Genomic DNA, 24,586 nt, shown 5'->3' on the forward strand with positions numbered 1-24,586 from the left:
GCTATTACTATTACCCGTAAATAGCGCGCATCTCCGGATGACGGTGTCTTTCCGCCCATATGCAATGGTATTCCTATTCCCGGCCCTCGAGGCCCTTCACTAACTCCATTCCCCACCGACATCCACCAAAATTCCCTCACCCACCCAGACCAACAGGCCCTGCTCTCCCCCCTCACCGCTTCCATTATCTCATCCCATTGGTTGTCCCCGTTGTACACCCTCGTCTTTTTCTTCCTCTCAGCCCAAACAAGACAGACATTGTCCTCATTGTGACCTAGCATAACGCATGTTCACCGTCCTCTACGCCGCACACGACCGGTCTGAGGATCTGCGAGCTGCCGTCGGGTATGTGAGGTGGTTCCTTGCATAAAAGCTACATGTATTTTCTCCTTCCATTGTCTTAATGTTATATGTTACGCTCTACCATATAGGCAGTATCGTACATGAGAAACAGAAGGCATGAAGGTACCCATAGAAGAAAGTTATAATAGCAATTCTACATTCCGAACATCTAAATGCCCTCGGCCCTCCTCTCAGTAATCGCAGTGGTATACTCAGGGGGTGGTTCACCCGACCTCAGCAAAGATTGCAGATACGTGATATAATCCTGTGTTGACTGCATCTGCTCTCTCAACTGCGCAACTTCCGTAGAACTACCCCTGGATCTGCGGCGGTTTGTCCGTACCGCGAGTTCACGCAGCCGTCTTTCAAGATCAGCCCCCGGAAGTCTTTGACTTCTCCGTAGCCGCCACCACCGCCGCGTATCAGCGTCCCCTGGGACATTGATGGGAGCAAGCGAGGGAGAGGTCGTAGTTTGGCCAATTTCCGCAGGAGTAATAACTATGTTCGCCGGCCGATCATGACTCGTCAACCTGGTGTTGCTAACGTCCAGAGCTTCTCTTATCCCCATTATTGTTGGGCTACCATCTGCCGTAGCACGATGTATCTCGTCGCCGTTGCTCTCTGAGTCCACGCTTGCGTAGCTGTGGCCACCACGGTGGGAGCTGACATATCCATTTGGCGGGAACTTGGCATTTCGAGCGGCTGGGTTCTGGCGTTGGATTGATGGTGCAGTTGAAGACTCACCTGGGGCAGGTACGATGTTGGGGTGTCTAAAATTGTAGTCTATGGTCGTTATGAAAGGGGCCACCGCCGACGCCGTTGCTGTTGCGCCAGGCCTAGATACTGTGGTACGCTTTCGGTGGTGATAGAGTATGAAAAGGAGGATGATCAGGAGGATTGAAGCGACTGCCCCAACACTCCCACCTACTATCGTTCTTATAGGGCTCCTCTCGTTGCCGGGTATACTCGTTTGGCTTGGCAGAGCCGAATTAGAGGTTTGTAGAGATTTATTAGTTGTAGCACCAGGCTCCTGGGTGCTCCCTTGAGGAGGCGTGGTAGGGCTAACCACAGGCCTGGACCCCATGGTTCCGTTCGGGGGACGTACATTTACGCTAGAGGCGGTGGTGCTGCTGGTGAGTGGTGGATTTGATGAAGAAGGTGTAAAAGGAGAGTCGTCAAAGCTGAAGAACACCGATTAATATTAGAGAAAGGAGAGGAAAGCCAGGTGCACACACGTGTATATTGCATAATCAAAATTTGTGAAGGTGTTGTAGTCAAGTCCAGAGGTCGAGATATTAAGCATGTGGTCCGTATTTGGCAGATTCTCGCTTTGAAAAACTAGGACATTATACATTATATCTGTTGACGAGGAAGGGACGTGACGATAATATCCAACGTGCTCGTCGTCCAATGTGAAGTTGCACTCAGCTAATGTCGCTATGGTGCCTATGAATAGGATATGTACGGTATTGGGAACGATGAAAAATACATATATGGCTGTTCCTGTACGTGGGATGCCACCACAGTCGATAGTTAGAACTTGAAATAAGACTAGTTGCAGTGATATATGCTCGGACCGACCTTTGAAACTCAATCCTATCGATGTATACCCGATTTCTGGTTTGTACGTCGCAGCATTGAAGGTCTGGTTAAATGCTTTGGTCTTGTCGGGTTGAACCCCACAAGTGATACACTCCGGCCCTTGCCAAATGCCGGGGAGGTTGGGAAGGAACACAGGCCTCTTCCCCGTCACCGAGTCCCCAAACTCGTCGTCAATCGTTCGATTTGACACAACCGCCGCTGACTCTTTGAACTGGGTGAAGAACAAGACAAATAAAATAGAAAAGAGCAAGCAGCAGCATAGCATGTCAGGATCTAGCGGTGAGAGGAATAGTCAGGTGTGTCCTGACGTGCGTTAGTAGTCGCCAGTTGAGCCCTGTGGAGATCAGTCGGAGTTTGAGTTGACACATAAAGCCAGTGGCCCAAATACGGGTTCTACGCTCTTCTTGATCAAAGAAAAAAGGTGATCATCAGCATAAGTATACTTAGTAACGATGAGGGCTCGGTGGTACTTAGAACCTGGGATCTGGGTTGTAATGAGGGTGTTTAAGGGTGGAGGTTCCTGCTATTCAGTCTATGTATGAGAATGTAGTTTGAATGCCGTCAAATAGAATGGTAAACAGCGTCATGACTCATGAATGAGAGGATCAGTACGCCATTCGAATGCCAAGCAGAGATAAATGTGGTGGGGGCGAGGGATGTGTAAGTGTTCAAGATAGTAAAGAAAAGAAAAATGTAACAAGAAGTACCCATTAGAGCCACCTCCATATGCTCCATGCCCCCTGTTGCAAGATTGGTCCAGTGCTAGATGTCCAAGATTCTTCATCTTGTACTTGTGGTAGGCAGTCTTGTTGAAGAAAATACTGTAGGTGTTGTCCCTGTGGCCAACCCAAGATGTATAGCATTTGATTATGTACCTGCGATACCCAGGCCATTCTGAAGTGTAATCTGAGCACTCAGTGATGGAGGTAAAGAAATCAACAAACATTTTGGCACAATCAAGCGCCCATGGCACTCCCGCCTCTGTGTCATTGCCCAGAACAAGATATTTCTTAAGGCCCCGGATAAGGTTAACCTGGATTTCTGTAAAGTCATCAGTGGACAGGTAGTGATCCTTAGCCGCCATGAGCATTTTCTGTTTAAGCTTAATCTTGCCTTTGTTGTTAAGACCAAACTCTGTATCAAAGGCATCCTGTAGTTCTTGAAGCCATTCTTAAGTTCTTTGATGATGGCAATAGGAAGTTCGTTTGTGGAGGTGGTAATAGCCTGAGAAAAGAATTGCCTGCCAGAAACTGGGGCTGATGAGCTAGGTCCAGATTTGACACGCGCAGCTTTGGGGGCTGCCCAGAGCCCTTGTCCCATAGAGGCAGCAATCACGGGGCTGCTGGCATTCACAGCCGCTACTATAGCCACAATAACTTCTGCTGATGATGTGACTGGAGCTGGTGCTGGCGGATGCTCGAAAGAGACCCTATGCTGATGGCCCAAGCCTGGTAATGCAGTACAATGAGTTACACTGGGTATGTTGGGTGGTACCTGGCCCAGAGGAGGCTCAGGACTGTTCATGATGACGTCTGAATAGCGAGTGGGAATGAGGATAGCGGGAGATGCAAGAGTGTGCTGTATGCAAGAAGCCGGCTATATGCACAATGTTTAGAAATATTCAGCAAGACAATCAGTCATAGAACATACACAGGGAGCCTATGAAGCTATATGTGCATGAAAGCTGCTACACTGGTGCTCAGAAGGGCAGTCAATAGTAGCGGTATCTGAAGCCAAGTGATAAGAAGGCGGTATGTGTGTTAGCCCACTGCAACACAGGGAGAAAGATGCAGGGTACAAACCCTATGGGCCCTTGGAGAACTGGGGACAGTATGCATGCTAGCAGCGTGCATGGGCAATTTCTCTTTAGAGCTGGGCTGTGTGTCCCATTGGGAGGCGTTACGTGTACCAGTAGGAGACTTAGCATGCAGGGTGCATACACTGTAGGTAACCCTGCTGATGGGCAGGACATGAACAAAACCAGGTGCCAAAAATTCATTGGAGATAGGAGTAAGCCCTTCTGCAGCCGCCCAGGCTGTGTTGCCATCATGTGTGTGAAGAGAAGTCAAATTTTTCATAGTGGGAGAAGGAGTCGGGATAGCTCGAGGGTCTTTGGCCTGCAAGAGAGGGTTATGTGAGAGTGGGCTGGAAATTGGAGTGTGGACAACCCTTCCTTTTCCCTTAGGTTCAGACATGATGATAGGAGCAGCAGTGACCATTATAGCAGCAGGACTAAGTGGTTCCAAAAAATGTGTGGGTGAGAAGTCTGCAGCGGAAGTGAGATGAGTATGTTTGTGAGCACAATCGGATGAGCCAGATGCAGCGCTGGTAGCAGAGCATTTGTGACTGGAGAGCACGACTCCGGTGACATCAGGTGGTCCCAGAGGTATAGCAGTGTCCCAAAAGCCACTAGCATTCTCAGAGCCCACCATCAGCCCCCCAGGCAAAGCAGGGGGATTGGGAGTGTGAGTAGGAGAAACCACCTGGTAGACGTAGCCTGGCAAGCACTTTGTTCCAGGAGGAGCGGTAATAAAGTTGGAGTTGGAAGAGCTCATGACAGTGGGGGTGGTTCGGGGTATGGCTACATGTGTGGACCGCCAAACTTCCATCTGGAGTGCTCCCGCTGGAGCTTTAACCCAGTGGCCTTTGCTTTTTCCCAAAGTGCTGTCAACCTTGACCACAAAGGTGTCGAAAAGTGGATCCAACCCTTGGCTGCTGTTGGTGCTCACAGCCATGGTGTCAGAACGTGCCGGCTAACCCCACAAAGAACAGGCAAACAGATATGTGGAGGAGCACAGGGATGGCTCTGACAACATCCATCAGTCTGAATGTTGTTGCACCATGCTACAAGTATGCACCAATGACCATGGCCTATTTGAGGGAGCTCTTACCATTTACAAGAAATACGAACAACATTCAATGGCTATCAATGGTCACTGTGAGTGCACATGCGAGGCTAAGGAACCACAGGATGTTTACGTGCACTGCAGAAGGTGAAGGGACAAAGGGCATCAAATTTAGCACTGGTGTTGGGGTAGTGGCCTGAGAGCCATTTGAAATTGCCCCAAGTTGTTGAGATATCTGACTTAACAGTGCAACAGTCATGTCTTCTGGGTCTGGCTTGAGTCCCTTGTAGCTCTCAATAATGAATGCCATCATGACAGTGGAGAAAAGACCTGCCTAGAACAAAGGGTAAACATCAGGGCAGACAAAGGTCACGATGAGTGTTTACAAATATAAGGATGCCATCCATGTCACCCTTCCAGCTTTCAGCCACTGCCTTGTCATATTTCTCCACCTCAGAAATGTAGATTGACCAGATTTTACTAGGCTCTTCATAGCTTTTGGGGTTGTTGCTTGCAGCTGATTAGTTGTTATGGTTAGAAGGTGGTGTGGTGATTAAAGGCTACTTCATGGGCATACTTATGTGGATTTTCTTGAACTCCTTCCATAGTGGTTGGGCAGTAGATAACAGGTGTATTCCGTGGGGATGGTCCTCCTGATCACTAGCATGCTGGGTGTCAGTGCTTCAAAGCTCCAGTGTCAAGTGTGAGAGCTTGTCAGTTTATTATGCAATGAGGAGCTGACAGACTCTCCTCTTTGATCATATCATGACCACCATACTTCCATACTGTTCATCACATCTAGCAATCTGGCAATCATCTAACAGTCAAGCACTTGAGCAATGATCTGTTGGGAGTTCACCTACCAAATTGCCTGCTTCCACATCATTACGCATCACTTCACTGTAGTGAAGGCATAACCCTCAGTAAAAATGGTTAGTCAAATAAGTCATGATAAAGTCATATGTAGTCATATTTAAGTCATAGATGTACACAAAATTTGACTATTACCTAATCAATGGTATAATGTCACATGTTGCCAGCTAATTACCAACATTGATAAGACATTGAGCTCGCGAGAACACATGCTGACTCAGCAAGTGGTATTCACATTTTCCAATCAGATTTTGTAATGAAGATATTTACAGTATTGTTGCTAAGGAATTCATTGACTAGATATCAAACATAGTATACATGCATGTAGGCCTAACACAAGAGTTCCATGTTTGAATTTCTAGATTGTTTCACTTCTGTCATGTTAATTGTCCTTCTCAAACACTTATATCCCTTTTTCAACTCTGCCTTTATGTTTTAAGGATGAAATTGTATCCTAATAACAGTTAAGTATATTCCCAGGTATAAGGTGAGTGTTTATCTTGCATTGTATAAAATTATACAACTTGTATCATTAATTCACACTTAGAGGGCTTTATCTATACTTTTCAAAATTGTATAAAGTGTATCATCATAAAACTTGTAAGGGCATTATTATTTCTTCCCCAGATTTTTACATGTCCAACTTTCATGTAAATTGACTGCATACATCAAGACACTACTATCAGAGTATATTAGAGTATTTTGAGCTCAATTGATATGTAACATAACAACTATTGGGATATAAATTGTCAAGTTGTGAGTCAACCCTGTCGGCTGAACATAATTCAAAAACCTGATCATGCCCTTAATTTGTAATCACATACAAATGTAAGCATGTGAGATGATGTAAAATCTAAGTTTGAAACACCAAAGTTAGTTAAAAGTCAGTTAAAAGTCAAACACCTAAGTTGGATGAGAAATTGAGTTGAATAATAAGCCATCTAAGTGAATGAAGAAAAAACAATGAGAAGAGATGAAAAACTTAAGAGTATAATGCATGAAGAAAAGCAGGTTTGCATTTTTGGTTGCAACCATAATATTATCTTTCTGTTGAGGCTAAATAAGTTAGGTATAGATGATGTATATGGCAGCAATTTGATTATTTCTACTGGATGACCATGTAAGGCTTGCAGGACTAAATCATGACTAAAGGTTGACTAAAGGTTGACTTGTTGTAGTCTGGTGATAGTCAAAAATTTTGTCATTTAGTCAGGTAAAGTCAAAGGCTTGACTTCACATGACTTTAGCAGGACTATCACCTGACTTCTGTTTTTACTGAGCATAACCGTCGCTGGTCGAAGACTGATCGAGCGCAAAAATGTTGCCCAGATTTCACATACATATTATCTATCGTCCTCTCATACCAAAAACCCATCAGTCTCTCCAAGCTTATGTACACCCCACGAATTCCGTTCCCCTCGCCCCCACGTAGCGCCCCTTTTCTCTTCGGACTGTAGGTTTCTCGGACTGCTTCTAGTCAGTGTCAGTAGATCGCGTACATTGTGCTATGATGAGTAAAAAGAAATTGTTACCGCTGGCCATGCGAGCCCAACCCTTCCCGTTCCTGCATTGGGACCAAGATTACCCCCAGTGTCTCTACCCGTGTTTCTACCATCGCTCACGAGAAGCTTGGCGGATGTAGGAGAAGAAGTGGCAGGTGAAGCAGTGGTGGGTTGTGCGAGACTGGCCATGAGGGCTAGGAACGAGAGAGTGAGAAATTTGAGGAGGTTTATTGGGGCCATGGTGTATGTTATTTGAGTGTGGGCGTGAGTTCCCGGACACTATAAGAATGTAGGCGGGTCTGGGAGGGGGAGCTAGACGTTGATAGGGGAGAAATGGAAAAGACTGTAACTGAACCCACCAATTTTCTGATCTTTAAATAACAGGTTTTACAGTCAGAAAAACGGGCCTGTCAGCAGCGCCCATCGATGAAAGGACTCTAAATCAAAAAAGAAGTGAGAGACTTTCAATGGTTGAGAACGGTATTCCTACCCCAGTTATCAAAATATTAGAAGCCATCGCAACTCATCATGGTACCATTGAATTGCACGGTCTAGGGGCGAGAATACCATTACATATGGAGGGAGAGGAAATCTGTCAGTAGCTCTTTATTCTCTGGAAATATAAATATAGAGCTCATCAAAATTTATTTTTGTAGTTGGCGGTCAAGACGCACCTATTTGTATAGAATGTAGGGACCACGTGGGTAGTGCACCTGGGTCTCGCGAATATGTGGCATATGGGTGTGGGTGGATGTTGCTTGTGTGCGTACAATAACGTGTGTTGATATATTTCCTGATGACGGAAGCAACGTGGAAGTGGGATATGAGATTGGTTTGATGATTGTTTTAGACCTGTCAATGTATGATTTCCCCCTGGATAGTCCTCAACTTTGAAGTCAAGCTAGCCAAGTGACTGCTGAGGAAATCGAGAGTGCGAGGCGGTAACGACAGAGTAACTACTAACGATAGTTCTTCGCGACGAGACACGAGTGTGACAGAGTGACTCTCGGATCGTCAAACGGACCCTCTCGAGCCCCGAGAATCCCCTGCACCCACCCCCAAAAACTCGGATCACATCAACAACTCCTAGAAAATCTGCTCGGCGTGATCGATCTGAGCGAACCATCTGATAAGATCGTACCAGGGTTTGGGCCCACCCGCCCAATCTTCACCCGCCAGAGTCCCCCAGCGCGACATTGTGAGCTCTAAGCCCTACGGGTCCGGCCTCAAAATAATGAAAACTTCTAACTAATTAATTTACTGCCTAAATTAGGTTCCAACGTTTATCCTCATTCGGACCCAAGGGCCATCAAACAGAGACAATGATGAATCGATGACAGCCCCGTCTCAACTGGTGGCAGAGGGGAACTCCCGTCTCAAAGTACTCCCAACTCAAGTTAGTTGATTTCCGCGTTCATTTATCTCTGCTTGGCATTCGAATGACGTGCAGATCCTCTCATTCATGAGTCATGACGCTGTTTACCATTCTATTTGACGGCATTCCTACTACATTCTCGTACATAGACTGAATAGCAGGAGTCCCTACCCTCAAACTCCCTCATTATCACCCAGATCCCAGGTTCTATCGCCGAGCCCTCATCGTTACTAAGTATACTTATGCTGATGATCACCTTTTTCTTGAATCAAAAAGAGCATAGAGCCCGTATTTAAATCATAGACTTTAAATATCAACCCAAACTCCGACTGATCTCCACAGGGCTCAACTAGCGACTACTAGCGCACGTCTGAACACACCTGAGTGTTCTCTATTTCTCCCACCGCTAGATTCTGACATGCTATGCTGCTGCTTGCTCTTTGCTGTCCTATTCGTCCCGTTCCTCGCCCAGTTCAATGGGTCAGTGGCGGTCGTGTCAAATCGAACGATTGACGATGAGTTTGGGGACTCGGTGACAGGAAAGAAGCCTGTGTTCCTTCCCGACCTCCCCGGTATTTGGCAAGGGCCGGAGTGCACCGGTTGTGGGGTTCAACCCGATAAGACCAAAGCATTTAAGCAGACCTTCAATGCCGCGACGTACACACCACAAATCGGGTATACATCGATAGGATTGAGTTTCAAAGGTTGGTCTGAGCATATATCACTGCAACTAGTCTTATCGCAAGTTCGAACTCTAACGAACGACTGTGGTGGCATCCCACTTGCAGGAACGGCCATATATGTATTTTTCATCGTTCCCAATACCATATATATCCTATTCAGAGGCTCCATAACGACATTAGCAGAGTGCAATTTTACGTTGGACGACGAGCACGCTGGATATTATCGTCACGCCCCTTCCTTGTCAACAGATATAATGTATAATGTCCTAGTTTTTCAAAGCGAAAATCTTCCAAATACGGACCACATGCTTAATATCTCGACCTCCGGACTTGATTACCATACCTTCACAAATTTTGATTATGCGATATACACGTTTGTGCACCTGGCTTTCCTCTCCTTTCTTCAACATTAATTGGCGTTCTTCAGTTTTGATGACTCTCCTTTTACACCTTCTTCATCAAATCCACTACCCACCATCAGCACCACCGCCTCTAATACAAATACACGCCCCCCAAACGGAACCATGTGGTCCAGGCCTGCTACGGTTAGCCCTGTGACGCCTCTCCGAGGGAGCACCCAGGGCCCTAGTGCTGCAACCTCCGATTCGGCCCTGCCACGCCAAACGAGCATTCCCGGAAACGAGAGGAGCCCTATAAGAACGATAGTAGGAGGGAGTGTCGGGGCAGTCGCTTTAATCCTCCTTTTTATCATCCTTTTTATACTCTATCGCCATCGAAAGCGTACCACAGTACCCAGGCCTGGCGCAACAGCAACAACAGCAGCGGTGGCCCCTTTCGTGATGACCATAGACTACAATATTAGACATCCTAACACCGTACCTACTTCTGGTGAGTCCTCAACTGCACCATCAATCCAACGCCAGAACCCAGTCGCTCGAAACATCAAGTTCCCATTGAATAGATATGACAATTACCACCGTGGTGGCCACGGCCACGCCAGCGTGGGCTCAGAGAGCAACGGCGACAGGATACATCATGCTGCGGCGGATGATAGCCCAACAGGAATGGGGATAAGAGAAGCTCTGGACGTTAGCAACACCAGGTTGACGAGTCATGATTGGCCGGCGAACATAGTTACTACTCCTGCGGAAATTGGCCAAACTACGACTTTTACCTCGCTTTCTCCCATCAATGTCCCAGGGGACGTTGATGCGCGGCGGTGGTGGCGGCTACGGCGAAGTCAAAGACTTCCGGGGGCTGATCTTGAAAGACGGCTGCGTGAACTCGCGGTACGGACAAACCGCCGTAGATCCAGGGGTAGTCTTACGGAAGTTGCGCAGTTGAGAGAGCAGATGCAGTCAACACAGGATTATATCACGTATCTGCAATCTTTGCTGAGGTCGGGTGAACTACCCCCTGAGTATACCACTGCGATTACTGAGAGCAGGGCCGAGGGCATTTAGATGTTCGGAATGTAGAATCGCTATTATAACTTTCTTCTATGGGTACCTTCATGCCTTCTGCCTCTCGTGTATGGTAATATATATGTATATGGTAGAGCGTAACACGTAACATTAAGACAATGGAAGGAGAAAATACATGTAGCTTTTATGCAAGGACTCATATGAGAAATATAGTCAAAGTCCTCATAACCCAAACTCTTCAGTGGACGGCGTCTGGGTTATGCATAGTAATGCATTTGGAAATGTTCGAAAGTTGTGAAAAAAAAAATTGAAAACAAAAATGGCCGGTTGGTCTGGGTGTGAGGGAATTTTGGTAGATGTCGGTGGGGAATGAAATTAATGAAGGGCCTCGAGGGTCGGGAATAGGAATACCATTGCATATAGGCGGAAAGACACCTTCATCCGGAGATGCGCGCTATTTACGGGTAATAGTAATAGCTGTCCAAAAGTGGGGAAAAGCTCAGTTGTCGCGTTTCCTGGTCACGAGATCTATTTATAGACATAGTAAATCATCGGTCTTATTGGAACAAGGCAGTTTGAATATGATCTGCCTTATGTTATTTGCAAGACACTGATAATGGGACAGCGAGGGGCGGCACCGATATGCCATCCAGCGTGTTCCCAAGTTTTTTGAATATAGTAGATAACTACGAGTACTGTAAGTCACCGAGAAATAGAGAAAATACGATTTGACGCTTGATACTGATACATTTAGAAATGTTTAGTACTAAAACTATAACACAGTCTGGGCAGCAAGAAAGAAAGAAAGAAAGAACAGCGGTTGAGGTGCCTGCACAAGAGTAGCAGTTGTGAATTTGTGATGGGACTCGGGATGAATATATATATGAGGATCTAAAGAGTTGCTCAAATCCAAGTAAATATGCATCATAAACATGGCGCATCGATTAGAACAGGAGAGACTCTAATTGATGTACAGCAGCCCAAGTTCAGAAGGCTGACCGTCGGCGTCCATGAGATGCCAGACTGGTGCGGTTTCATCATCCGAAAAGTGAAAAAGACCAAAGGCAAAATAGTGGGGAACCCAACTAGTCCCATCCATAAAATCCTTGACCGTCGTCATGAAGTTGGAGGATTCTGGACCGCCCCGCCTTTAGAGCCCCGACAACACCCTTGTTATCAGATCAGATAATTATATGACAGTTCGAGAATTTTCCTGAGATCAAAGTGTGAACGGCCAGCTCCACTGCCACCATTTCGGCCCAACCAATATCGCAGCCATCTGTATGCCAGTTGGCCATCCATTCCCATGCCAACCATTCTCTGTTCAGTAAAAGCCCAATACCCCAGGTTGTAGACGCATCGACAAAAGAACAGTGTCCAGAGGATTGGGTGGACGAACAATCTTGATCCCAACAAATTTCATGTTAAGATGCTCTCTCCACCATGCGATATCATCCGAGGCTGCTGCCGGTAGTCAGTGCTTGATTTGGTTCAAACATCCTGATTTAAAACCCCCCCGGAACTCATATAAAGAGACGAGATGAGAGTGGCCTCCAGGTACAACAAGACACACATGATTAAGAGTGCCGATAACCGACTCTGCGTCTTTGATTGCCAGTAAGGAGCCTCGTGTCCAGTTAGAAATGCGATCCAGATATTTTGTTTTCTTGTTTTCTGGGAGTTCCACCTGTTTTGCAGCCAGATCCCAGCAAAAACCGATGTACAGGAACATAGAAGAAAAATCCACAAATTTCGACGGTGCCCAAGGCCAGCCCAAATCCGTTGTGATGTCCCAGACAAGATCAGAGGAGTAGTTGAAAGAGTAAGTTCCATTGACAGCCCTTCCCTTTGGGAAACGAAAAATAATGAAGTCATCCACCCATTTTATGACTGCCTCTATCCCTTTACTTAGGAGAATTTTAACCATGGCATCAGCGACCCTCCCAAAAATACCGGGGGATGAAGATGCCCCAAAATTCAGCACATTGTCTAGATGGATCAGGCCCTTGATCATGACTGCAAGGAAACAGCAGGTGGGAGGGTGGATGGGGATATTACAAAAGGCTGAGTCTATGTCGAATACTGCTGCCTCCATCCCCTCTGGTGTGTCTGCAACAAGAAGGTAGCATTCCGAAAAGGAGCCCCATGTGCACTGGAATTTCTTAGAGTTGATAATGGTGTTGATAGAAGTTGTAGTTGGGTCAATGATTATTTTTTCAGTCGGGTCACGCAATAAAGTGTTCAAGGCAATACTGTTTTTATTCCTAGGGAAGGAGTGGTTTACAATAATTCTTTTCTTTCCAGAGCCCTGTGTAATAACAGCAAGTGGTGTGGTACGGAAGTGTCCAATGAGAGAAAATAATTTGTTGGGATCATAGCCTCGTGACAGTCTACCCTCTTCTATTTCAGTAGTGTATTTCATGATAACAAACTCCTTGTCCTCCTTGGAAGTGAAATGGTTGGGCAGGATGGAGGTGCAGGAAAGCGAGTAGTTTTCTAAACCACAGAGAAAACCTGATTGGAGGCCTGTGGGTATATCAGAAAATTTGTGGAGGACACCAGTGTCTGATAAAGCAAGTTCCCAAGTGTTCACCTTAAGTTTCGTAACAATAGGATAGAGAGGATCAAGTGGAGCATCGTGCGGAACTGTGATTGGGATCACTGCAGAGGGAGCACATGTGACTGAAATTGCAGGCTGGTCCGCGTTTGCACCCAAAAGATGAGACATTGAAAGATATGCAGACGATTCTGTTACTGAGGGATTTGTCAGCCTGTTTTCCAAATTCATTAAGGATAAGGTGCTTCACGGCACCTTGATGGTCCTTGTGAGCATGTTGTCCATTACAAAGGTAGCACTGAAAGGAGTTTTGCTGCTGGCTTGGTCAAAACTGACCTTGTGGTAGCCCCCTCCGTGATTATGTCCATAAGCATGTCCTCCATGGTGTTTCCCAGAAGAGTAACCACTGGAGTTTCCCCCAGAGTGGTTTCCAGAGAAATGTTATGGTAATTGTTTGCAACAATCGTCTAAACTATATACTAAGTCTCAAAGAGTGAAGATGAAGTATTTGGGTTCAAATGATGTTATATCTGAAGAATATAAGTTGAGTTATCAAGTGTGTTCGGTGTTCTGAGTTGGTTGTAAACAATGTATGTTGTATAAAGTCAAGACTGAGGAATACAGGAATATTCTAAGTCATATTTATACTAGTTTCAGTAAATAATGGAAATGAGGTAATCGTGAGGTGAAAGGATGATGGGTTTATGCTATAAGCCACCACTGTTTGTATGGGTCAAGCATAATGAGTCAAAGATGAGTAATCAGGCCCTGTATCAGTAAGTGTTATGAGTAAGATGAAATGAGTAAGAGAAATGTGGTGGGGGCGAGGGATGTGTAAGTGTTCAAGATAGTAAAGAAAAGAAAAATGTAACAAGAAGTACCCATTAGAGCCACCTCCATATGCTCCATGCCCCCTGTTGCAAGATTGGTCCAGTGCTAGATGTCCAAGATTCTTCATCTTGTACTTGTGGTAGGCAGTCTTGTTGAAGAAAATACTGTAGGTGTTGTCCCTGTGGCCAACCCAAGATGTATAGCATTTGATTATGTACCTGCGATACCCAGGCCATTCTGAAGTGTAATCTGAGCACTCAGTGATGGAGGTAAAGAAATCAACAAACATTTTGGCACAATCAAGCGCCCATGGCACTCCCGCCTCTGTGTCATTGCCCAGAACAAGATATTTCTTAAGGCCCCGGATAAGGTTAACCTGGATTTCTGTAAAGTCATCAGTGGACAGGTAGTGATCCTTAGCCGCCATGAGCATTTTCTGTTTAAGCTTAATCTTGCCTTTGTTGTTAAGACCAAACTCTGTATCAAAGGCATCCTGTAGTTCTTGAAGCCATTCTTAAGTTCTTTGATGATGGCAATAGGAAGTTCGTTTGTGGAGGTGGTAATAGCCTGAGAAAAGAATTGCCTGCCAGAAACTGGGGCTGATGAGCTAGGTCCAGATTTGACACGCGCAGCTTTGGGGGCTGCCCAGAGCCCTTGTCCCATAGAGGCAGCAATCACGGGGCTGCTGGCATTCACAGCCGCTACTATAGCCACAATAACTTCTGCTGATGATGTGACTGGAGCTGGTGCTGGCGGATGCTCGAAAGAGACCCTATGCTGATGGCCCAAGCCTGGTAATGCAGTACAATGAGTTACACTGGGTATGTTGGGTGGTACCTGGCCCAGAGGAGGCTCAGGACTGTTCATGATGACGTCTGAATAGCGAGTGGGAATGAGGATAGCGGGAGATGCAAGAGTGTGCTGTATGCAAGAAGCCGGCTATATGCACAATGTTTAGAAATATTCAGCAAGACAATCAGTCATAGAACATACACAGGGAGCCTATGAAGCTATATGTGCATGAAAGCTGCTACACTGGTGCTCAGAAGGGCAGTCAATAGTAGCGGTATCTGAAGCCAAGTGATAAGAAGGCGGTATGTGTGTTAGCCCACTGCAACACAGGGAGAAAGATGCAGGGTACAAACCCTATGGGCCCTTGGAGAACTGGGGACAGTATGCATGCTAGCAGCGTGCATGGGCAATTTCTCTTTAGAGCTGGGCTGTGTGTCCCATTGGGAGGCGTTACGTGTACCAGTAGGAGACTTAGCATGCAGGGTGCATACACTGTAGGTAACCCTGCTGATGGGCAGGACATGAACAAAACCAGGTGCCAAAAATTCATTGGAGATAGGAGTAAGCCCTTCTGCAGCCGCCCAGGCTGTGTTGCCATCATGTGTGTGAAGAGAAGTCAAATTTTTCATAGTGGGAGAAGGAGTCGGGATAGCTCGAGGGTCTTTGGCCTGCAAGAGAGGGTTATGTGAGAGTGGGCTGGAAATTGGAGTGTGGACAACCCTTCCTTTTCCCTTAGGTTCAGACATGATGATAGGAGCAGCAGTGACCATTATAGCAGCAGGACTAAGTGGTTCCAAAAAATGTGTGGGTGAGAAGTCTGCAGCGGAAGTGAGATGAGTATGTTTGTGAGCACAATCGGATGAGCCAGATGCAGCGCTGGTAGCAGAGCATTTGTGACTGGAGAGCACGACTCCGGTGACATCAGGTGGTCCCAGAGGTATAGCAGTGTCCCAAAAGCCACTAGCATTCTCAGAGCCCACCATCAGCCCCCCAGGCAAAGCAGGGGGATTGGGAGTGTGAGTAGGAGAAACCACCTGGTAGACGTAGCCTGGCAAGCACTTTGTTCCAGGAGGAGCGGTAATAAAGTTGGAGTTGGAAGAGCTCATGACAGTGGGGGTGGTTCGGGGTATGGCTACATGTGTGGACCGCCAAACTTCCATCTGGAGTGCTCCCGCTGGAGCTTTAACCCAGTGGCCTTTGCTTTTTCCCAAAGTGCTGTCAACCTTGACCACAAAGGTGTCGAAAAGTGGATCCAACCCTTGGCTGCTGTTGGTGCTCACAGCCATGGTGTCAGAACGTGCCGGCTAACCCCACAAAGAACAGGCAAACAGATATGTGGAGGAGCACAGGGATGGCTCTGACAACATCCATCAGTCTGAATGTTGTTGCACCATGCTACAAGTATGCACCAATGACCATGGCCTATTTGAGGGAGCTCTTACCATTTACAAGAAATACGAACAACATTCAATGGCTATCAATGGTCACTGTGAGTGCACATGCGAGGCTAAGGAACCACAGGATGTTTACGTGCACTGCAGAAGGTGAAGGGACAAAGGGCATCAAATTTAGCACTGGTGTTGGGGTAGTGGCCTGAGAGCCATTTGAAATTGCCCCAAGTTGTTGAGATATCTGACTTAACAGTGCAACAGTCATGTCTTCTGGGTCTGGCTTGAGTCCCTTGTAGCTCTCAATAATGAATGCCATCATGACAGTGGAGAAAAGACCTGCCTAGAACAAAGGGTAAACATCAGGGCAGACAAAGGTCACGATGAGTGTTTACAAATATAAGGATGCCATCCATGTCACCCTTCCAGCTTTCAGCCACTGCCTTGTCATATTTCTCCACCTCAGAAATGTAGATTGACCAGATTTTACTAGGCTCTTCATAGCTTTTGGGGTTGTTGCTTGCAGCTGATTAGTTGTTATGGTTAGAAGGTGGTGTGGTGATTAAAGGCTACTTCATGGGCATACTTATGTGGATTTTCTTGAACTCCTTCCATAGTGGTTGGGCAGTAGATAACAGGTGTATTCCGTGGGGATGGTCCTCCTGATCACTAGCATGCTGGGTGTCAGTGCTTCAAAGCTCCAGTGTCAAGTGTGAGAGCTTGTCAGTTTATTATGCAATGAGGAGCTGACAGACTCTCCTCTTTGATCATATCATGACCACCATACTTCCATACTGTTCATCACATCTAGCAATCTGGCAATCATCTAACAGTCAAGCACTTGAGCAATGATCTGTTGGGAGTTCACCTACCAAATTGCCTGCTTCCACATCATTACGCATCACTTCACTGTAGTGAAGGCATAACCCTCAGTAAAAATGGTTAGTCAAATAAGTCATGATAAAGTCATATGTAGTCATATTTAAGTCATAGATGTACACAAAATTTGACTATTACCTAATCAATGGTATAATGTCACATGTTGCCAGCTAATTACCAACATTGATAAGACATTGAGCTCGCGAGAACACATGCTGACTCAGCAAGTGGTATTCACATTTTCCAATCAGATTTTGTAATGAAGATATTTACAGTATTGTTGCTAAGGAATTCATTGACTAGATATCAAACATAGTATACATGCATGTAGGCCTAACACAAGAGTTCCATGTTTGAATTTCTAGATTGTTTCACTTCTGTCATGTTAATTGTCCTTCTCAAACACTTATATCCCTTTTTCAACTCTGCCTTTATGTTTTAAGGATGAAATTGTATCCTAATAACAGTTAAGTATATTCCCAGGTATAAGGTGAGTGTTTATCTTGCATTGTATAAAATTATACAACTTGTATCATTAATTCACACTTAGAGGGCTTTATCTATACTTTTCAAAATTGTATAAAGTGTATCATCATAAAACTTGTAAGGGCATTATTATTTCTTCCCCAGATTTTTACATGTCCAACTTTCATGTAAATTGACTGCATACATCAAGACACTACTATCAGAGTATATTAGAGTATTTTGAGCTCAATTGATATGTAACATAACAACTATTGGGATATAAATTGTCAAGTTGTGAGTCAACCCTGTCGGCTGAACATAATTCAAAAACCTGATCATGCCCTTAATTTGTAATCACATACAAATGTAAGCATGTGAGATGATGTAAAATCTAAGTTTGAAACACCAAAGTTAGTTAAAAGTCAGTTAAAAGTCAAACACCTAAGTTGGATGAGAAATTGAGTTGAATAATAAGCCATCTAAGTGAATGAAGAAAAAACAATGAGAAGAGATGAAAAACTTAAGAGTATAATGCATGAAGAAAAGCAGGTTTGCATTTTTGGTTGCAACCATAATATTATCTTTCTGTTGAGGCTAAATAAGTTAGGTATAGATGATGTATATGGCAGCAATTTGATTATTTCTACTGGATGACCATGTAAGGCTTGCAGGACTAAATCATGACTAAAGGTTGACTAAAGGTTGACTTGTTGTAGTCTGGTGATAGTCAAAAATTTTGTCATTTAGTCAGGTAAAGTCAAAGGCTTGACTTCACATGACTTTAGCAGGACTATCACCTGACTTCTGTTTTTACTGAGCATAACCGTCGCTGGTCGAAGACTGATCGAGCGCAAAAATGTTGCCCAGATTTCACATACATATTATCTATCGTCCTCTCATACCAAAAACCCATCAGTCTCTCCAAGCTTATGTACACCCCACGAATTCCGTTCCCCTCGCCCCCACGTAGCGCCCCTTTTCTCTTCGGACTGTAGGTTTCTCGGACTGCTTCTAGTCAGTGTCAGTAGATCGCGTACATTGTGCTATGATGAGTAAAAAGAAATTGTTACCGCTGGCCATGCGAGCCCAACCCTTCCCGTTCCTGCATTGGGACCAAGATTACCCCCAGTGTCTCTACCCGTGTTTCTACCATCGCTCACGAGAAGCTTGGCGGATGTAGGAGAAGAAGTGGCAGGTGAAGCAGTGGTGGGTTGTGCGAGACTGGCCATGAGGGCTAGGAACGAGAGAGTGAGAAATTTGAGGAGGTTTATTGGGGCCATGGTGTATGTTATTTGAGTGTGGGCGTGAGTTCCCGGACACTATAAGAATGTAGGCGGGTCTGGGAGGGGGAGCTAGACGTTGATAGGGGAGAAATGGAAAAGACTGTAACTGAACCCACCAATTTTCTGATCTTTAAATAACAGGTTTTACAGTCAGAAAAACGGGCCTGTCAGCAGCGCCCATCGATGAAAGGACTCTAAATCAAAAAAGAAGTGAGAGACTTTCAATGGTTGAGAACGGTATTCCTACCCCAGTTATCAAAATATTAGAAGCCATCGCAACTCATCATGGTACCATTGAATTGCACGGTCTAGGGGCGAGAATACCATTACATATGGAGGGAGAGGAAATCTGTCAGTAGCTCTTTATTCTCTGGAAATATAAATATAGAGCTCATCAAAATTTATTTTTGTAGTTGGCGGTCAAGACGCACCTATTTGTATAGAATGTAGGGACCACGTGGGTAGTGCACCTGGGTCTCGCGAATATGTGGCATATGGGTGTGGGTGGATGTTGCTTGTGTGCGTACAATAACGTGTGTTGATATATTTCCTGATGACGGAAGCAACGTGGAAGTGGGATATGAGATTGGTTTGATGATTGTTTTAGACCTGTCAATGTATGATTTCCCCCTGGATAGTCCTCAACTTTGAAGTCAAGCTAGCCAAGTGACTGCTGAGGAAATCGAGAGTGCGAGGCGGTAACGACAGAGTAACTACTAACGATAGTTCTTCGCGACGAGACACGAGTGTGACAGAGTGACTCTCGGATCGTCAAACGGACCCTCTCGAGCCCCGAGAATCCCCTGCACCCACCCCCAAAAACTCGGATCACATCAACAACTCCTAGAAAATCTGCTCGGCGTGATCGATCTGAGCGAACCATCTGATAAGATCGTACCAGGGTTTGGGCCCACCCGCCCAATCTTCACCCGCCAGAGTCCCCCAGCGCGACATTGTGAGCTCTAAGCCCTACGGGTCCGGCCTCAAAATAATGAAAACTTCTAACTAATTAATTTACTGCCTAAATTAGGTTCCAACGTTTATCCTCATTCGGACCCAAGGGCCATCAAACAGAGACAATGATGAATCGATGACAGCCCCGTCTCAACTGGTGGCAGAGGGGAACTCCCGTCTCAAAGTACTCCCAACTCAAGTTAGTTGATTTCCGCGTTCATTTATCTCTGCTTGGCATTCGAATGACGTGCAGATCCTCTCATTCATGAGTCATGACGCTGTTTACCATTCTATTTGACGGCATTCCTACTACATTCTCGTACATAGACTGAATAGCAGGAGTCCCTACCCTCAAACTCCCTCATTATCACCCAGATCCCAGGTTCTATCGCCGAGCCCTCATCGTTACTAAGTATACTTATGCTGATGATCACCTTTTTCTTGAATCAAAAAGAGCATAGAGCCCGTATTTAAATCATAGACTTTAAATATCAACCCAAACTCCGACTGATCTCCACAGGGCTCAACTAGCGACTACTAGCGCACGTCTGAACACACCTGAGTGTTCTCTATTTCTCCCACCGCTAGATTCTGACATGCTATGCTGCTGCTTGCTCTTTGCTGTCCTATTCGTCCCGTTCCTCGCCCAGTTCAATGGGTCAGTGGCGGTCGTGTCAAATCGAACGATTGACGATGAGTTTGGGGACTCGGTGACAGGAAAGAAGCCTGTGTTCCTTCCCGACCTCCCCGGTATTTGGCAAGGGCCGGAGTGCACCGGTTGTGGGGTTCAACCCGATAAGACCAAAGCATTTAAGCAGACCTTCAATGCCGCGACGTACACACCACAAATCGGGTATACATCGATAGGATTGAGTTTCAAAGGTTGGTCTGAGCATATATCACTGCAACTAGTCTTATCGCAAGTTCGAACTCTAACGAACGACTGTGGTGGCATCCCACTTGCAGGAACGGCCATATATGTATTTTTCATCGTTCCCAATACCATATATATCCTATTCAGAGGCTCCATAACGACATTAGCAGAGTGCAATTTTACGTTGGACGACGAGCACGCTGGATATTATCGTCACGCCCCTTCCTTGTCAACAGATATAATGTATAATGTCCTAGTTTTTCAAAGCGAAAATCTTCCAAATACGGACCACATGCTTAATATCTCGACCTCCGGACTTGATTACCATACCTTCACAAATTTTGATTATGCGATATACACGTTTGTGCACCTGGCTTTCCTCTCCTTTCTTCAACATTAATTGGCGTTCTTCAGTTTTGATGACTCTCCTTTTACACCTTCTTCATCAAATCCACTACCCACCATCAGCACCACCGCCTCTAATACAAATACACGCCCCCCAAACGGAACCATGTGGTCCAGGCCTGCTACGGTTAGCCCTGTGACGCCTCTCCGAGGGAGCACCCAGGGCCCTAGTGCTGCAACCTCCGATTCGGCCCTGCCACGCCAAACGAGCATTCCCGGAAACGAGAGGAGCCCTATAAGAACGATAGTAGGAGGGAGTGTCGGGGCAGTCGCTTTAATCCTCCTTTTTATCATCCTTTTTATACTCTATCGCCATCGAAAGCGTACCACAGTACCCAGGCCTGGCGCAACAGCAACAACAGCAGCGGTGGCCCCTTTCGTGATGACCATAGACTACAATATTAGACATCCTAACACCGTACCTACTTCTGGTGAGTCCTCAACTGCACCATCAATCCAACGCCAGAACCCAGTCGCTCGAAACATCAAGTTCCCATTGAATAGATATGACAATTACCACCGTGGTGGCCACGGCCACGCCAGCGTGGGCTCAGAGAGCAACGGCGACAGGATACATCATGCTGCGGCGGATGATAGCCCAACAGGAATGGGGATAAGAGAAGCTCTGGACGTTAGCAACACCAGGTTGACGAGTCATGATTGGCCGGCGAACATAGTTACTACTCCTGCGGAAATTGGCCAAACTACGACTTTTACCTCGCTTTCTCCCATCAATGTCCCAGGGGACGTTGATGCGCGGCGGTGGTGGCGGCTACGGCGAAGTCAAAGACTTCCGGGGGCTGATCTTGAAAGACGGCTGCGTGAACTCGCGGTACGGACAAACCGCCGTAGATCCAGGGGTAGTCTTACGGAAGTTGCGCAGTTGAGAGAGCAGATGCAGTCAACACAGGATTATATCACGTATCTGCAATCTTTGCTGAGGTCGGGTGAACTACCCCCTGAGTATACCACTGCGATTACTGAGAGCAGGGCCGAGGGCATTTAGATGTTCGGAATGTAGAATCGCTATTATAACTTTCTTCTATGGGTACCTTCATGCCTTCTGCCTCTCGTGTATGGTAATATATATGTATATGGTAGAGCGTAACACGTAACATTAAGACAATGGAAGGAGAAAATACATGTAGCTTTTATGCAAGGACTCATATGAGAAATATAGTCAAAGTCCTCATAACCCAAACTCTTCAGTGGACGGCGTCTGGGTTATGCATAGTAATGCATTTGGAAATGTTCGAAAGTTGTGAAAAAAAAAATTGAAAACAAAAATGGCCGGTTGGTCTGGGTGTGAGGGAATTTTGGTAGATGTCGGTGGGGAATGAAATTAATGAAGGGCCTCGAGGGTCGGGAATAGGAATACCATTGCATATAGGCGGAAAGACACCTTCATCCGGAGATGCGCGCTATTTACGGGTAATAGTAATAGCTGTCCAAAAGTGGGGAAAAGCTCAGTTGTCGCGTTTCCTGGTCACGAGATCTATTTATAGACATAGTAAATCATCGGTCTTATTGGAACAAGGCAGTTTGAATATGATCTGCCTTATGTTATTTGCAAGACACTGATAATGGGACAGCGAGGGGCGGCACCGACATGCCATCCAGCGTGTTCCCAAGTTTTTTGAATATAGTAGATAACTACGAGTACTGTAAGTCACCGAGAAATAGAGAAAATACGATTTGACGCTTGATACTGATACATTTAGAAATGTTTAGTACTAAAACTATAACACAGTCTGGGCAGCAAGAAAGAAAGAAAGAAAGAACAGCGGTTGAGGTGCCTGCACAAGAGTAGCAGTTATGAATTTGTGATGGGACTCGGAATGAATATATATATGAGGATCTAAAGAGTTGCTCAAATCCAAGTAAATATGCATCATAGACGTGGCGCATCGATTAGAATAGGAGAGAGTAATACTCTAATTGATGTACAGCAGCCCAAGTTCAGAAGGCTGACCGTCGGCATCCATGAGATGCCAGACTGGTGCGGTTTCATCATCCGAAATGTGAAAAAGACCAAAGGCGAAATAGTGGGGAACCCAACTAGTCCCATCCATAAAATCCTTGACCGTCGTCATGAAGTCGGAGGATTGGCCCTCAGTGCATTGACCTCCACCACTGAAGTTCTGGCAAGCGAATTCGGTGGGCCAGATAGGAAGATTGAATGTGTCGTGGAAGTCGATGAGATAGTTAATGAAGCTCTGAGACGAGGTGCCGTACCAGTGAACCGCAAGTCCGTCAAAGTGACAGCCACTACAAGCGGCAAAAAAGTCCATCATCCATGTTTTTCCTGAGGGTGCAGAGGAGCACGCAGGTGAGATGAGGCTATAGCCCTGATCCTTCAGTGGATCGATATATTGCTTCCAATACATGGCTGCGGTCTGGGGCGACATGTCAGCCTGTCCTGCTTCATTTGGTTCGTTGAAACCAAGAACAGTCGTTGCATAACCCTTTACAACAAGGCGTTGGAAGTCCGCAAATTGTGTCGTACCCCAAAGCATTGGGATGGGATCAAAGCCGAGGCTTTTGGCTTGCGAGGGGAGGAAAGGAGTATAGGTGTAGACAGGCGACACATTATTCGTCTTGAAGTTGGCGAGGGCCGGATCATTACCGTTGGGCCATGCGAGCCCAACTTTTCCGGTTCCCGCACTGGAACCAGAATTAACTCCAGTCTCCCTACCCATGTTTCTACCATCCCTCGTGAGAGACTTGGAGGATGTAGCAGAAGAGGCGGCAGGTGAAGCAGTAGTGGGCTGTGCGAGACCAGCCAGGAGAGCTAGGGATGAGAGAGCAAGGAGGTTGATGAGCTGTGTTGGGGCCATCGTTTATGAAATTTTTGGGTGGGCGTGATAATATATGTATGAAGGCTGGCCTGGGAGGAAGGCCAATGTCGATGGAGGAGGAGTCGAAATTCTGACCTTTAAACAACGATTTTATCAAGCACCACATGGACCTGTCAAGTCACTCAGCAGCGCCTATCAGTGAAAGACTTCCAAATCAGAAATTGAGAGAGAGAGATGACCAATGGTTGCGAGCGGCGCGCATACCATAGTTAACGACTATGGGAAGCCATCAACACTCACGGCCCTATCGAAGGTTTCCGAGACGGAGAGTCTTGCTTCCTATTCTTTCCTTCACCTCCCAATTGGGTACTGGATAAGTCCGTATTCTTAACGCTGGCCTCGCTAGGTAAGCAATCTAACATACAAACCGTAAATAAAACAAACCGTTATATGGAAAGTTGAGATCAAGATATTTGTGCCTTGCGATTCTGGAAGGCTCCATCGGAACTGCCCCCCGAAGCCTCAGCCACCACCGCAGAACTTCGGCGTCCTCGACCGAGCCAGGACCGAACCCCCTCGCTCCCCTGCCGCACACTCATGCGTCCTGCCACTACCACATGACCACTATCGCCATACGCTCGTCTTTGATCTTATACTTCCCTCGCGTGTCTTTACGCTTGCAGGTCTGTGGGCATAGGGTTCGACCTGGCGGTTAGACGGGTGAGGGATAAATTTGCAGCAAGGTGTGGGTC

At 46.1% G+C, this 24,586-nt stretch carries 23 protein-coding genes and 1 pseudogene; 7 read left to right on the forward strand and 17 right to left on the reverse strand.

All coding sequences use genetic code 11. The features are described from left to right. Window positions 1-1,108 precede the first annotated feature (1,108 nt). Window positions 1,109-1,243: a hypothetical protein gene (locus tag A6733_RS09755; protein ID WP_278183918.1), complete on the forward strand. Its 135-nt coding sequence runs from the start codon at window positions 1,109-1,111 to the stop codon at window positions 1,241-1,243. Between the two features lie 511 nt (window positions 1,244-1,754). Then, window positions 1,755-1,886 (forward strand): hypothetical protein, encoded by a 132-nt coding sequence (locus A6733_RS09760; RefSeq protein ID WP_278183919.1) that lies wholly within the window; start codon window positions 1,755-1,757, stop codon window positions 1,884-1,886. Window positions 1,887-2,811: 925 nt separating this feature from the next. Here the strand turns inward: A6733_RS09760 and A6733_RS07890 are convergent. The 3 genes from A6733_RS07890 to A6733_RS08525 all read right to left on the reverse strand — a co-directional run bounded on the left by A6733_RS07890 (window position 2,812) and on the right by A6733_RS08525 (window position 7,354). Then, the gene (locus tag A6733_RS07890; RefSeq protein WP_092460787.1) at window positions 2,812-3,468 is read right to left on the reverse strand and encodes a hypothetical protein; all 657 of its coding nucleotides are present in this window, start codon (window positions 3,466-3,468) and stop codon (window positions 2,812-2,814) included. A gap of 236 nt (window positions 3,469-3,704) precedes the next feature. After that, window positions 3,705-4,499: a hypothetical protein gene (locus A6733_RS10150; RefSeq protein WP_242641612.1), complete on the reverse strand. Its 795-nt coding sequence runs from the start codon at window positions 4,497-4,499 to the stop codon at window positions 3,705-3,707. A gap of 2,669 nt (window positions 4,500-7,168) precedes the next feature. Beyond that, window positions 7,169-7,354, reverse strand: coding sequence for a hypothetical protein (locus tag A6733_RS08525; protein WP_141663496.1), 186 nt, complete (start codon window positions 7,352-7,354; stop codon window positions 7,169-7,171). A gap of 573 nt (window positions 7,355-7,927) precedes the next feature. Here A6733_RS08525 and A6733_RS09765 point away from each other — a divergent pair. Next, window positions 7,928-8,059: a hypothetical protein gene (locus tag A6733_RS09765; RefSeq protein ID WP_278183920.1), complete on the forward strand. Its 132-nt coding sequence runs from the start codon at window positions 7,928-7,930 to the stop codon at window positions 8,057-8,059. A 1,090-nt stretch (window positions 8,060-9,149) separates the two neighbouring features. On the opposite strand, the gene A6733_RS08530 is transcribed toward A6733_RS09765, so the two are convergent. The 3 genes from A6733_RS08530 to A6733_RS09770 form a co-directional block, all read right to left on the reverse strand. After that, window positions 9,150-9,368, reverse strand: a complete 219-nt coding sequence (locus A6733_RS08530; protein ID WP_242641613.1) for a hypothetical protein — start codon at window positions 9,366-9,368, stop codon at window positions 9,150-9,152. Window positions 9,369-9,632: 264 nt separating this feature from the next. Then, window positions 9,633-9,800: a hypothetical protein gene (locus A6733_RS09205; protein WP_176696805.1), complete on the reverse strand. Its 168-nt coding sequence runs from the start codon at window positions 9,798-9,800 to the stop codon at window positions 9,633-9,635. A gap of 115 nt (window positions 9,801-9,915) precedes the next feature. After that, window positions 9,916-10,050 (reverse strand): hypothetical protein, encoded by a 135-nt coding sequence (locus A6733_RS09770; RefSeq protein ID WP_278183921.1) that lies wholly within the window; start codon window positions 10,048-10,050, stop codon window positions 9,916-9,918. A 914-nt stretch (window positions 10,051-10,964) separates the two neighbouring features. Here A6733_RS09770 and A6733_RS07925 point away from each other — a divergent pair. After that, window positions 10,965-11,222, forward strand: a complete 258-nt coding sequence (locus tag A6733_RS07925; RefSeq protein ID WP_092460800.1) for a hypothetical protein — start codon at window positions 10,965-10,967, stop codon at window positions 11,220-11,222. Window positions 11,223-11,569: 347 nt separating this feature from the next. On the opposite strand, the pseudogene A6733_RS09900 reads toward A6733_RS07925, so the two are convergent. The 6 genes and pseudogenes from A6733_RS09900 to A6733_RS08545 form a co-directional block, all read right to left on the reverse strand. After that, window positions 11,570-11,731, reverse strand: a pseudogene (locus A6733_RS09900) (glycosyl hydrolase); the annotation flags it as partial. A gap of 351 nt (window positions 11,732-12,082) precedes the next feature. Beyond that, window positions 12,083-13,396, reverse strand: a complete 1,314-nt coding sequence (locus A6733_RS07930) for an RNA-dependent RNA polymerase family protein (RefSeq protein WP_092460802.1) — start codon at window positions 13,394-13,396, stop codon at window positions 12,083-12,085. A 53-nt stretch (window positions 13,397-13,449) separates the two neighbouring features. After that, on the reverse strand, window positions 13,450-13,572 hold the full coding sequence (locus A6733_RS09775) for a hypothetical protein (RefSeq protein WP_278183922.1): 123 nt from the start codon (window positions 13,570-13,572) through the stop codon (window positions 13,450-13,452). A 634-nt stretch (window positions 13,573-14,206) separates the two neighbouring features. Beyond that, entirely contained in the window at window positions 14,207-14,863 is a 657-nt protein-coding gene (locus tag A6733_RS07935; protein ID WP_092460787.1) for a hypothetical protein, read from the reverse strand. Window positions 14,864-15,099: 236 nt separating this feature from the next. Then, complete coding sequence (locus tag A6733_RS10155) at window positions 15,100-15,894, reverse strand: hypothetical protein (protein ID WP_242641612.1); 795 nt, start codon at window positions 15,892-15,894, stop codon at window positions 15,100-15,102. Between the two features lie 2,669 nt (window positions 15,895-18,563). Beyond that, the gene (locus A6733_RS08545) at window positions 18,564-18,749 is read right to left on the reverse strand and encodes a hypothetical protein (protein ID WP_141663496.1); all 186 of its coding nucleotides are present in this window, start codon (window positions 18,747-18,749) and stop codon (window positions 18,564-18,566) included. A gap of 573 nt (window positions 18,750-19,322) precedes the next feature. Here A6733_RS08545 and A6733_RS09780 point away from each other — a divergent pair. Then, window positions 19,323-19,454: a hypothetical protein gene (locus A6733_RS09780; protein ID WP_278183920.1), complete on the forward strand. Its 132-nt coding sequence runs from the start codon at window positions 19,323-19,325 to the stop codon at window positions 19,452-19,454. 1,090 nt (window positions 19,455-20,544) lie between these two features. On the opposite strand, the gene A6733_RS08550 is transcribed toward A6733_RS09780, so the two are convergent. The 3 genes from A6733_RS08550 to A6733_RS09785 form a co-directional block, all read right to left on the reverse strand. Next, the gene (locus A6733_RS08550) at window positions 20,545-20,763 is read right to left on the reverse strand and encodes a hypothetical protein (RefSeq protein ID WP_242641613.1); all 219 of its coding nucleotides are present in this window, start codon (window positions 20,761-20,763) and stop codon (window positions 20,545-20,547) included. Between the two features lie 264 nt (window positions 20,764-21,027). After that, window positions 21,028-21,195 carry a hypothetical protein gene (locus A6733_RS09210; RefSeq protein ID WP_176696805.1) on the reverse strand — a complete coding sequence of 56 codons (168 nt, stop codon included), beginning with the start codon at window positions 21,193-21,195 and terminating at the stop codon, window positions 21,028-21,030. A gap of 115 nt (window positions 21,196-21,310) precedes the next feature. Then, window positions 21,311-21,445 carry a hypothetical protein gene (locus A6733_RS09785; protein WP_278183921.1) on the reverse strand — a complete coding sequence of 45 codons (135 nt, stop codon included), beginning with the start codon at window positions 21,443-21,445 and terminating at the stop codon, window positions 21,311-21,313. A 914-nt stretch (window positions 21,446-22,359) separates the two neighbouring features. Between A6733_RS09785 and A6733_RS07970 the strand changes: the two genes are divergently transcribed. Beyond that, window positions 22,360-22,617, forward strand: a complete 258-nt coding sequence (locus A6733_RS07970) for a hypothetical protein (protein ID WP_092460800.1) — start codon at window positions 22,360-22,362, stop codon at window positions 22,615-22,617. Between the two features lie 353 nt (window positions 22,618-22,970). Here A6733_RS07970 and A6733_RS07975 read toward each other — a convergent pair whose 3' ends face one another. Continuing rightward, window positions 22,971-23,735 carry a glycoside hydrolase family protein gene (locus A6733_RS07975; RefSeq protein ID WP_176696807.1) on the reverse strand — a complete coding sequence of 255 codons (765 nt, stop codon included), beginning with the start codon at window positions 23,733-23,735 and terminating at the stop codon, window positions 22,971-22,973. 16 nt (window positions 23,736-23,751) lie between these two features. Here A6733_RS07975 and A6733_RS09510 point away from each other — a divergent pair, with 16 nt between their 5' ends. After that, the gene (locus A6733_RS09510) at window positions 23,752-23,901 is read left to right on the forward strand and encodes a hypothetical protein (protein ID WP_242641614.1); all 150 of its coding nucleotides are present in this window, start codon (window positions 23,752-23,754) and stop codon (window positions 23,899-23,901) included. 229 nt (window positions 23,902-24,130) lie between these two features. Here A6733_RS09510 and A6733_RS09790 read toward each other — a convergent pair whose 3' ends face one another. Then, the gene (locus tag A6733_RS09790; protein ID WP_278183923.1) at window positions 24,131-24,256 is read right to left on the reverse strand and encodes a hypothetical protein; all 126 of its coding nucleotides are present in this window, start codon (window positions 24,254-24,256) and stop codon (window positions 24,131-24,133) included. Between the last annotated feature and the right edge of the window lie 330 nt (window positions 24,257-24,586).

Source organism: Candidatus Ichthyocystis sparus, from assembly GCF_900078745.1.
GTDB lineage: Bacteria > Pseudomonadota > Gammaproteobacteria > Burkholderiales > 2013Ark19i > Ichthyocystis > Ichthyocystis sparus.